This window comes from Methanoculleus sp. UBA291 (assembly GCF_002499755.1).
GTDB classification, from domain to species: Archaea; Halobacteriota; Methanomicrobia; order Methanomicrobiales; family Methanoculleaceae; genus Methanoculleus; species Methanoculleus palmolei.
In genome coordinates this window covers 1-11,081 of the sequence record NZ_DANC01000017.1, presented here as the reverse complement: position 1 = coordinate 11,081, position 11,081 = coordinate 1, and the positions used below count along the sequence as shown (strand labels likewise).

Here is an 11,081-nt window from a genome sequence, read left to right as displayed (position 1 = left end):
CCCCGCGTGGCGATACCCAGAGAGGAGCCGTATCAGAGGTTTGACGCCAGAGATCTCTCAATTTTTCGCGAGGAGGCGACAGAATGCTCTGAACTATAGGAATCGTCAGCCGCTGGAAACTTTTAGGATGACTTCAACTACTTCTGTCCTCATCCGCAAAGGTGTGGGGGAGTTCACAGGCAGTCGATGCGGTACCCCGAACAAATCAGGGAGTAGTTGACTCGTTCTTAAAAACTGATGTCAGGAGAAGGAATTACAGAAACTACGGGAATCCGAGAAGGAGAATCGAACCTGAAGTCAGGATGCGCCGACCGGGACTCGAACCCGGGTTTAGGCGTTGGCAACGCCTAGTGATAACCACTACACTATCGGCGCACGCCGGTGTTCCCGCACCTGTGTGCCTTACAACATGAGATTTTCTGGATAATAAGCCTATCGAATCGCGGCCCGGACCGGGGGTTCTGCCCGGGGCGGAGCGCACCATCCCGCGCTCCTACCGCCGCCCGTGGTCGAGCGCGTCCCGGATATTCCGGTTGGCGAGCATCCAGAGCCCCGGTATCAGGACCAGGACGAAGATGATCAGGGCGTATGCGACGATATCGGCAGTGAAGAGCAGAAAATTGAAGATGGCGTGCAGCGCCATGCCGAGAAGAAGCCCCCGGAGGACAATCCCCGAACGTTCTTCGGCGGCCGAGAACTTGGCCCGACCGAGGGCATAGCCCCAGACACTGGAGAAGAGCGCGTGCCCGGGGACCGAGAAGATCGCCCGGACGACGATAGTACCGAGCGCAAGCGACGGCGACGTCACGTACGCCGAAAAGACGTAGAGGACGTTTTCGAGCGATGCGAGCCCGAGAGCCGCGGCTGCGGCGTAGACGATACCGTCCATCGGCTCGTTGAACTCGGTGTTTTTGTAGGCGAACCGGCGCACGACCCAGAACTTGCCGTACTCCTCGACGACGGGCGCGACGACGACCCCCATGATCAGAGGGGATGCGATGAAGAGGCCGAAGAACCCCTCGACGAAGGCCACGGGAAACGTGACGAGGACGCCGAGAAGGAAGATCATCACGATCAGGGACGCCGGCTCGGGCTCGAACCGGTCCCTCCGGTAGAAGTACCACGCCCAGAAGACCCCCGGCCCCAGAGCCAGGGCAAGGATTACCAGCGGCTCGATCTCGACCATTGCTTGATGAGGTTCATGACGCCCATGAGGGATGAGCCTTTCTCTCCCCCGGATCGGCCCGCGACACGGGTGCTTGCCGGGCTAAAAAAAGGATTATTCCGGAAGGAGATGATATTCCGGTGCGAGCCCCGCAAGCACCAGCAGCCCGTAGTACCGGAAGAACGTGACGAACGGCACCGCGATCAGGAGCGCAACCGGGATGGCGATGACGAGGTAGGGGACGACGAGGGCGAGGAGGAGCAGGATGTTCGCCTGAAGTGCGGCAAGGAAGACGATCCCGACGAGGATGAACGGTATCGCAATGACCAGCAGTGCAAGGATGACCAGGATCGCCTGCACGATCGCGGCGATGAGGCCCAGCACGAATTTCACGACGATGTAGACGGCGGTCTGCCAGAAATTTGCGGATATGACGCCGATAAGCCGCCGCCATCCTTCGATGACGCCGCAGTCCTCACGGATCATGATCGGGACGACGAAGTCGGTCGTCAGGAGGAAGACGATCCCGAAGAGGAGGGCCACGACCAGGAAGGCCGGAATGAGTGCGAGGAGCAGGAACGGCGTTGCAGCGCTGCCGTCCACGCCTATGAGCATGACGACGAGCGCGAAAACGGCAAGGACCAGGAGCAGCGTAAGAGCGAACTGGAAGATGAAGAGCCGCACCCCTTTCCCGAGCCGCTCCCGGAAGAAACGTCCCAGACGGATCTCTCCCGTCCTGAGCATATCGACGAAGACAAACTGCATCGTCGAACCGATAAACATCCAGAGGACGGCGAGGGCCAGCGCAACGATGACGAGCGCCACGATCAGCAGCGCGAGTTCGGGAGACCAGGCAACACCGGGCGAAAGGTCGTCCCCGCCGTAACTCTGAGGGATGTTCGGGAGACTGGCGCCCCCTCCCAGAAAGAGCGCAATCACGGCCAGACGGAGCCAGACGCCCCACCGAAACGGCCAGAGCAGGTCCTTCGTGCGGTCGAAGGCGGCTTCCAGCCTGCTGAGTGCATACATCTCTTCAGCCATACCTACCTTAACGATCTCCCCACGATTAAAACCTTCTCCGGACGAACGGGTCCCGACAGGGAGAATCACGGAGATATACCCGTTGTCCTGAGGAAAATGGGCATTTTCAACAGGTTAATGTAGTCCGTTCGCCACAGTATACATAGAAATGATCCCTCTCATGCTTGACCTGACGGGCAGGAAGGTGCTCATCTTCGGGGGAGGCGGCGTCGGTGCCCGAAAGGCTGCGTACTTCGAGCATGAGGCGGAGGTGACGGTGATCAGCCGTACGTTCTCGCCGGACCTTGACGGTCTCGCCGTCCGGCGACGGGAGGCCGACCTCTCGATCTTCACGGACGATGCACTCAGGGACATTCTCGCGGGTGCGTTCCTTGCGGTAGCCGCGACGCCGGACCCACACCTCAACGACCGTATCGGGAGAGTATGCGCCGGGGTGGGGGTCCTCTTCAACAACGCCGCCGGCAAATCCGGCGACGTCATCGTCCCTTCGGTCGTCCGGGGCAGCCGCTACCTGGTCGCGATCAGCACCCTGGGAAAGAGCCCCGCCGTCTCGCGGTACCTCCGCATGAGACTCGAAACGGAGTACGCAGACCTCGACCGGATGATCGACCTGCAGGACGAGATGCGCACGATGCTCCGAGAGACCGAACCTGTGCAGGAGAAGAGATCCCGCATCCTCTGGAATATCCTCTCGGACGATGAGGTCCGGGAGGCGCTTGCCTCCGACTACGACCGGGCACGCGCGATAGCGATCGAGAGGTACCTGCATGCCTGAACCGTGCACGACACCGCTCGCGCTCGCAGGCGTGAACCATCACACCGCAGACATCGCCACGCTCGAAGCGTTCCGGTTCCCCGACGAGGCGGCGTTCCTCCACGAAGCACGGAACCGGTTCCGGGGCGCCCTCCTGCTGCAGACCTGCAACCGCGTCGAGGTCCTGGTGCAGGGCGACGCGCGGGGTCTTGAAGGGTTCCTGCAGGAGCAGGGCAGGCACGATTTCATGGTCCTCGAGGGCGAGGCCGTGCCCCGCCATCTCCTGGAACTTGCCGCGGGTATCGACTCCCTGGTCGTCGGCGAGGACCAGATCCTCGGACAGCTCAAACGGGCGCTCGCGGCTGCAGAGGAGGCAGGGACCGCGAACAACGTCATCAGACTCTGTGTCAACAAGGCGGTGCACGTGGGCGTCCGGGTCCGACGCCAGACGCAGATCAACCGGGGTTCGGTCTCAGTCGGTTCCGCCGCCGTGACGCTTGCAGAAAGCCTGCTCGGCACCCTGCGCGACCGGCACATCCTGGTCATCGGGAGCGGAGAGATGGGGCTCCTGGTGACGCAGGCGCTCTCTGCGAAAGGCCTCACGGCCATCTACGTCGCCAACCGGACCTACAACCGCGCGGTGATGCTGGCGGAGAAGATCGGGGGGCGTGCGGTCAACTTCAAGGACCTCTACCGCTACATCGCACTCTCCGACGTCGTCATCTCCTGCACCGCCGCGCCGCATCCGGTCATCCGGACCGAGGGTGTCCGGGAGGTGATGGAAGAGCGCCTCTGGCCGCTTGACCGGCACCCCCGCCACCTGATCTTCATCGACATCGCCCAGCCCCGCGACGTCGAGGAGGAGGTAGGGTCCATCGAGGGCGTGCACCTCTTCACCATCGACGACCTTCGGAACGTCAACGACGCTGCCATGGACTCCCGGAGGACCGAGGCGGACCGGGCGCGGGGGATCATCGACGAGGAACTCGACCACTTCATCCGTCTCCTCCGGCGGACGGCGGCCGACGAAACGCTCGCCCTCCTCTACACCTGGGCGGAGTCGATACGGGTGCGTGAACGCGACCGGGCGCTCGCCCGCCTTGGGGGAGAGGCCGACCGCACGACCGAGGTCGTCGACGACCTCAGCCGGGCGCTCACGAAGAAGCTCCTCTTCGACGCGACGACTTCTATCCGCGCGTGCGCCGAGTGCGGCGATATGAAAACGGCAGATGCCCTGATGAGGGCTATTACCCGGGGAGAACCATGTTTCCACAACGAAGAATGAGACGGGTGCGGCGGAGAATCATCCAGCCGCTCCTCCGTGAAACTGAACTTCAGAAGACCGACCTCGTCATGCCGGTCTTCGTGGACGAATCGATCGATGCACCGCTTCCCATCGCGTCAATGCCGGGGCAGTTCCGCTACCCGGTGGACGGAGCCGCCGATTACTGTGAACGCCTCCGCGACGCCGGCATCCGGGCGGTTATCCTCTTCGGAATCCCGGCCGCAAAAGACAGCGAGGCGACCGGGGCCTACGCGGAAAACGGCGGCGTCCAGCGGGCCGTCCGGAGCATCAAAGAACGATTGAAGCAGATGGTCGTCATCACCGATGTCTGCGCCTGCGAGTACACCGACCACGGCCACTGCGGCATCGTCGGGGAGACGGCCGACGGCCCGGACCTCTTAAACGACCCCTCGCTTGCGCTGATGGCACGGATCGCCGTCTCCCACGCGGAGAGCGGCGCCGACATCGTTGCGCCGTCGTGTATGCTCGACGGCATGGTGCAGGCAATCCGGCAGGCCCTGGATGCCGCCGGTTATACGGAGGTCCTGATCATGTCCTACTCCTCGAAGTTCGCGAGCGCTCTCTACGGGCCGTTCCGCGACGCGGCGGGCTCGGGGTTCTCGTTCGGCGACCGGACGACCTACCAGATCAGCCCGGGAAACGCCCGGGAGGCGGTGATGGAGTCGGAGCTGGATGCGGCCGAGGGGGCGGATATGCTGATGGTCAAGCCGGCCGGGATATACCTTGACATCCTTGCATCCGTAACGGAGTTCGGCCTTCCGGTCGCGGCCTACCAGGTCAGCGGGGAGTACGCGATGATCAAGGCGGCCGCGGAGCGCGGGTGGCTGAACGAGCGGGCCGTCGCCCTCGAGAGCCTCACGGCCATCAAGCGGGCCGGGGCCGACCTCATCATCACCTACTATGCAGAAGACGTAGCGAGGTGGCTCGATGAAGAGCAGTGACCTCTTTTTCCGGGCGAAAGTCCTGATGCCCGGCGGCGTCAGCAGCCCCGTCCGGGCCATCAAGCCCTATCCATTCTACGTTGAGCATGCGAGCGGAGCGCACCTCTCGACCGTCGACGGCGTCGATCTCATCGACTGCTGCCTCGGTTACGGCCCCCTCATCCTCGGCCATGCCCACCCGGTGGTTCGAGAGGCCATAGAGCGTCAGATCGAGAAAGGATGGCTCTACGGAACACCGACGCCGCTTGAGATCGACCTTGCGGAGGTCATCACCGGCGATCACCCCGGGATCGATATGGTCCGGTTCGTCTCGTCGGGCTCGGAGGCGACGATGGCCGCGATCCGGCTCGCTCGCGGATATACGGGAAGACAGGACATCGTCAAGGTGGAAGGGGGATTCCACGGCGCCCACGATGCGGTCCTGGTGAAGGCCGGATCGGGGGCGACCACTCTCGGGGTGCCCGACTCCGCGGGCGTCCCTGCGGACTTCGCGGCGCATACCCGACAGGTCCCCTATAACGACTCCGAGGGGCTCGAGGCGCTTCTTGCCGGGAACGACGACATCGCCGCGTTCATCCTCGAACCGGTCATGGGGAACATCGGCCCGGTCCTTCCCGACGACGGCTACCTCGCCGACGTCCGGGAGATCACCGCCGCCCACAACGTCCTCCTCATCCTCGACGAGGTGATCACCGGCTACCGGGTCGGGATCGGCGGCGCGGAGGTGCGCTACGGAATAAAGCCGGACCTCGTCACGTTCGGCAAGATCATCGGCGGCGGCCTCCCCATCGGGGCCTTCGGAGGGCGGCGTGAGATCATGGACCTGATCGCCCCCTCGGGCCCGGTCTACCAGGCAGGCACGTTCAGCGGCAACCCGGCGAGCCTCGCGGCGGGGTATGCGACCCTTCGCCACCTCCACGAGCACCCGGAGGTTTACCGGCGGCTCGACGAGGCCGTGCGGGCTATCGGGGAGGTCGCTACGGACGCGCATAGAGGATCGTTCGTCAGGATGGGTTCGCTCTTCAAGCACTTCTTCCGCGACGCACCGCCGCGAAACTACCGGGAGGTCAAAGAGTGCGACACGGAGGCGTTCTCGCGGTTCTGGAAGGCGATGCTCGATGCCGGGATCTTCCTCCCGCCGTCGCAGTTCGAGACGAACTTCCTCTCCGCCGCACACACCGAATCGGACGTCGAGCGGATAGCGGACGCATACGGATCATGTCTCTCCGGATAGGCACGCGGGGAAGCGCGCTCGCGCTCGCGCAGACAAAGAAGGTGGTCGGCATGCTCGCAGACCGGGGCATCGAAGCGGAGGTCGTCACGGTCACGACCGCGGGCGACACCGCAACAGGGGTCCCGCTCCACGCCATCGGGGGGCAGGGCGTCTTCGTCCGGGCGCTCGACGACGCGATCCTCCGCGGCGAGATCGACGCCGCGGTGCACAGCATGAAGGACATCCCCGCGGAGCGGCCGGCAGGGCTCGTCTGTCCCGCGGTGCTCGAACGCGACTCGCCCGCCGACTTCCTCGCACACGAGGGTCCCCTTGAAGCGGTCCGCATCGTAGGGTCGTCGAGCACCCGGCGGCGCGCCCAGCTCCTCCGCGACGACCCTGCGCTCTCGGTGGAGCAACTCAGAGGGAACGTCGACACCCGGGTCCGGAAACTCCGCGAGGGGCGCTACGACGCCATCGTGCTCGCAGAGGCGGGGCTCGAGCGCCTCGGGCTCACGCTCCCCGGGGAGCCGCTCCCCACCGACCGGTTCGTGCCTTCGCCGAACCAGGGCACGATCGCGGTCGTCTGCCGGGACGACCCGGCCGTCGCCGGGGCCTTTGCGGCGCTCGACCATGGGCCCACCCGCTTCGACGTAGAGATCGAGCGGGCCGTCATGGAGGAGGTCGGCGGCGGGTGCTTCACCCCGCAGGGAATCTACTGCCGGGACGGAAACCTGATCGCCGAGGTCCTCGCGCTCGACGGCTCCCGGTGGGAGCGGATTGAGCGGCATATCGCGACCGTCGGCGAAGCCCGGGAGTGCGGGCGGGCGCTCGCCCGGCAGGCGGGCGACCTGATCCGGGAAGCCTATGCGGCACTGGGGATAAAACCATGACGGGAAAAGCGTATCTTGTGGGGTCCGGGCCGGGCGGGCCCGGTCTTCTGACGATGAAGGCCCGTGAGGTGATCGACTCGGCGGACGTGATCCTCTACGACCAGCTCCCGGGGGAGGAGATCCTCGCGACGCTCCCGAAGGATGCCGAGCTTATCGACTGCGGGAAGTACGGCGGCAGCCACACCCTGGAGCAGGACGAGATCGAGGCGCTGATGGTCGAGCGGGTGAAAGCGGGAAAAACGGTCGTGCGCCTGAAAGGGGGGGACCCCTTCCTCTTCGGCCGCGGCGGAGAGGAGATGGAGACGCTCCGGGAGCACGGCATCGCCGTCGAGGTCGTGCCGGGCATTACAAGCGCTATCGCCGTCCCGGAGATGGTCGGGATACCGGTCACCCACCGGGATTATGCGTCGGAGGTGACCTTCATCACCGGCCACGAAGACCCGACAAAGCCCGAGTCCGCCCTCGACTGGGAGGCCCTCGCGCGCCTGAAGGGGACCCTCGTCATCCTGATGGGCGTAAAAAACCTCCCCGCCATCGCAGACGCCCTTGTATCGCACGGGAAAGACCCCGCAACCCCGGTAGCCGTCATCGAGCGGGGTCTCCGGCCGGACCAGCGCGTGACGGTCGGGACCATCGCCGATATCGCCGAAAAAGCCCGTGCCGTCGGCGTCCGGCCTCCGGCGGTGATCGTCGTCGGGGGGGTGGTGGACCTCTACGAAGAGTTTGCGGAGTAGGCGGCGACCTCTCTTTTCGACTTTTTGGGAACCCGTGAAGGCATTCGTACCGGGGGGACGTCCCCTCCCCTCTGTCCCCATGTCCATGAAGGTTCTCCCACGGCTCACCCTCCGGCACTGTTGCACGGATCCAGGTAAAATCTGCGGGAGAGGAAGTCCTGGAGAAGGGTGTCGGTAAGGGGGGTAGGGCAGAGCCGATATTCACCGATCGAGTCCGTAACCCGCAGTGCTTTCATAGCTGTTTGGAGGACGGACGCATTTAGATGACCTGTGGCTCCCCTCTAGAGCCGGTGAAAGGCGACAGATAAGTTCTCCAGCCTTTTGGGTTTCCTGAACACGGAGAGGGGGTTTTGATGTCAACAACCCGATGGAATCGATCCCTATCTTGAAATAGCGGTTATATTTTGAGGATACGCGAACGCAACACTTATATATAAATATATACTTTTCATCGAAATAATTTATGCCATCCTCATTGTATATATTTTCGAGGGCGGGGGTTCTCAAAATGAATTACATGCGCATGAAAATCGGGATAATTATTGTGCTTTTAAGTATTTCAATGAGTTTTTCTATCGCTGCTGCGGATCAACCGACGGAACCGCTGTGCGTCGCCGTAGCATCCAACCTGTCTGAAAACGGCCAATCTGGCCTAATAGATACACAGCTGTCTGAAATGTACAGTTTATCCGGAGATCGGACATCTGCTACGTATAATTTTTTTGTTGATTAACCAATTACTATTTCCGGACGTTTATACTATACTGACGGCTCGCCTATTCCTGGAGTGAGTTGTTCTTTCCAGCGTTCGGCGAATGGAATTCAATGGACTCAAATTGGTACAGGGGTTTCAGATTCGAACGGCTATGCGTATTTAACCGAATATACAGAACATCAAACTTGTTTTGCATATTACAGAGTTGTTTTTTATTGGGACTCTCTCGTTGCAAGCAGCCCTTTCACTATTCAATGGCTTGCAACTATTACACCGCATGCGGGACCCGGTGGTTCAATAGTTCCCTCGACCCCCGTGACTCTGCAGGGAGGAGAGTCTGTCACATTCAGATTTATTGCAGATAATGGCCATGCCGTCGATCAAGTGTATATTGACGGCGTATCATACCCATGGCAGGAACCCAGCTACACATTCGAAAATGTGCGCAGTTCGCATACAATTAATGTGACTTTTAACCAGAATGTTCCATCACTTAAAGGAATACCGGTGGTAGGTTCATATTGGGTGGGCTACTTTAACGAACACTCGCCCACGGTACGTGGGGTGATGGCATTTATTCAAGTCGTCGTAAATCAAGGGGCACCCTCTAGTTGGGTATGGGTTGAATTGAAGTCACAAATTGAAAACGATACTCATGTGCATCTTGTTACAGCTGATGTTGTTTCCGAAGATCCTGCTTCTCCATTTGCAAGAAACGTTATGATTAACGATGATGAGGGGTGGTACAAAACCGATTATGTTTCGGGGAACCCGGCAAAGGAACTTCTTGATTTCCTGCTTTTGAACGGGATACTGTTTAAATTAAAAATCGATGTCCTCCCCTATGATCCTTCTCCGATATCGATGCCGTATAACGTTACCTGGGAATCTGTGACGATCTCGGATTCATCATATTTGGGGGGAGGGAACCAGAACACGTCTGCTGTAAATCGGAGATTACCCTCTTTTGGGGATGCTCTCTATGCCAGTGAGGTATTTCAAAATGAATTTTATCCGCCGGGCCAGATAATGGCAGCAGTCTGGGTTGCTCCAGTAGGATCTACAAGGGTTGATGCACTTGTAACCGATCCGATGGGCAGGAGAGTAGGGACAATCGTATCCGGGCAGACGAATTATTCGGTGAATGAAATCCCGGAAGCAATCTATTTGCCCCCTATCGTTTACAATGACTCGTATACGATAGGTATAGCGATCATTCCGAACCCGCTTGATGGAGATTATACTGCAACTGTCTACGGCAACGAGCCTGCAGATTTCCAACTGCAAACCGTCCGACTCGATAATAGCTCGTTAATTGAAAAACTAACCATAGAGGACAATATCGCCCAGGGCGATGTGAAAAATTATTCGTTTGCGGCAATTGCTAATTTTACGTCGAATGTAACATCAGGGCCTTCTCCTCTTCCTGTGGCGTTCAAAGACATGTCCGTCAATCAGGCAACCGCCTGGTATTGGGAATTTGGTGACGGACAGTCATCAAATGAACAAAATCCTGTCCATATCTATGAGGGGGCTGGAAATTATACGGTAAATCTTACAGCGACAAATGATGGTGGGACCAATACCCGCTCAAATATTGATTACGTAACAGTATACTCTCCTACTAGTGCATCGTTTCACCTAATTCTTCCCATGCATCCCAACAATATTATTGAGTGGCACTCTATAAAATAGCATGGATAAAATTTACCTTGTTGATCTGACCGAATCTGAGCGCTCTCAACTCATCGCTCTCGTTAAGCGAGGGGCAGCTCCCGCTTATCGTATCCGCAATGCCCAGATCCTCCTGAATGCTGACATCAATGCTGGAGATGGCGTTCCTCCAAAAACCGATGCGGCGATCGCGTCGTATCTTCATTGTCACTCTAAGACCGTCTCAAACGTCCGAAAACGGTTTGTTGAGCAGGGGTTCGAAAGTGCTCTGGAGCGCAAACCGCGCGACACTCCGCCAACCCCTCCGATCCTCGACGGTGAGAAGGAGGCCCGGCTCATCGCGCTTGCCTGTAGCACCCCACCGGAGGGGCGAGCACGCTGGACATTACAGTTACTTGCCGATACCCTCGTTGAACTCAAGATTGTTGAGAGTATCTCAGACAGTACCGTTTGCCGGGTCTTAAAAAAACGAACTTAAGCCGCATTTGTGTCAATCGTGGGTCATCCCACCCGAAGAGAATGGAGAGTTTGTCGCCCGAATGGAGGATCTTATCGACCTCTATCAGCGCCCCTACGACCCGCAGGTGCCCGTGATCTGTATGGATGAACAACCGCTCCAACTCATCAAGGAAGTTCGGACACCGCTGT

Annotated in this window: 10 protein-coding genes and 1 tRNA gene; 8 read left to right on the top strand and 3 right to left on the bottom strand. The window is 60.0% G+C overall.

Features of this window, described 5'->3' with window-relative positions:
- Positions 1-303: 303 nt before the first annotated feature.
- The 3 genes from BP737_RS03655 to BP737_RS03645 form a co-directional block, all read right to left on the bottom strand.
- Positions 304-375, bottom strand: a tRNA-Gly gene (locus BP737_RS03655).
- 118 nt (positions 376-493) lie between these two features.
- Positions 494-1,186, bottom strand: a complete 693-nt coding sequence (locus BP737_RS03650; protein ID WP_292409773.1) for a PrsW family intramembrane metalloprotease — start codon at positions 1,184-1,186, stop codon at positions 494-496.
- A 93-nt stretch (positions 1,187-1,279) separates the two neighbouring features.
- The gene (locus BP737_RS03645; protein WP_292409771.1) at positions 1,280-2,206 is read right to left on the bottom strand and encodes a DUF7544 domain-containing protein; all 927 of its coding nucleotides are present in this window, start codon (positions 2,204-2,206) and stop codon (positions 1,280-1,282) included.
- 160 nt (positions 2,207-2,366) lie between these two features.
- Between BP737_RS03645 and BP737_RS03640 the strand changes: the two genes are divergently transcribed.
- The 8 genes from BP737_RS03640 (at position 2,367) to BP737_RS03605 (ending at position 10,911) form a co-directional block, all read left to right on the top strand.
- Positions 2,367-2,981: a precorrin-2 dehydrogenase/sirohydrochlorin ferrochelatase family protein gene (locus BP737_RS03640; RefSeq protein ID WP_292409769.1), complete on the top strand. Its 615-nt coding sequence runs from the start codon at positions 2,367-2,369 to the stop codon at positions 2,979-2,981.
- Entirely contained in the window at positions 2,974-4,245 is a 1,272-nt protein-coding gene (hemA, locus tag BP737_RS03635; RefSeq protein WP_292409767.1) for a glutamyl-tRNA reductase, read from the top strand. Before BP737_RS03640 ends, hemA begins: the two co-directional genes overlap by 8 nt.
- Entirely contained in the window at positions 4,224-5,207 is a 984-nt protein-coding gene (hemB, locus tag BP737_RS03630; protein ID WP_292409766.1) for a porphobilinogen synthase, read from the top strand. The genes hemA and hemB overlap by 22 nt, the downstream gene beginning before the upstream one ends.
- Positions 5,194-6,441 (top strand): glutamate-1-semialdehyde 2,1-aminomutase, encoded by a 1,248-nt coding sequence (hemL, locus tag BP737_RS03625; RefSeq protein WP_292409765.1) that lies wholly within the window; start codon positions 5,194-5,196, stop codon positions 6,439-6,441. The genes hemB and hemL overlap by 14 nt, the downstream gene beginning before the upstream one ends.
- On the top strand, positions 6,426-7,310 hold the full coding sequence (hemC, locus tag BP737_RS03620; RefSeq protein WP_292409763.1) for a hydroxymethylbilane synthase: 885 nt from the start codon (positions 6,426-6,428) through the stop codon (positions 7,308-7,310). The genes hemL and hemC overlap by 16 nt, the downstream gene beginning before the upstream one ends.
- Entirely contained in the window at positions 7,307-8,044 is a 738-nt protein-coding gene (gene cobA, locus BP737_RS03615; RefSeq protein ID WP_292409762.1) for a uroporphyrinogen-III C-methyltransferase, read from the top strand. Before hemC ends, cobA begins: the two co-directional genes overlap by 4 nt.
- A gap of 1,099 nt (positions 8,045-9,143) precedes the next feature.
- Positions 9,144-10,454, top strand: a complete 1,311-nt coding sequence (locus tag BP737_RS03610) for a PKD domain-containing protein (protein WP_342685936.1) — start codon at positions 9,144-9,146, stop codon at positions 10,452-10,454.
- 1 nt (position 10,455) lies between these two features.
- Positions 10,456-10,911 carry a helix-turn-helix domain-containing protein gene (locus BP737_RS03605; protein WP_342685935.1) on the top strand — a complete coding sequence of 152 codons (456 nt, stop codon included), beginning with the start codon at positions 10,456-10,458 and terminating at the stop codon, positions 10,909-10,911.
- Positions 10,912-11,081: the final 170 nt, after the last annotated feature.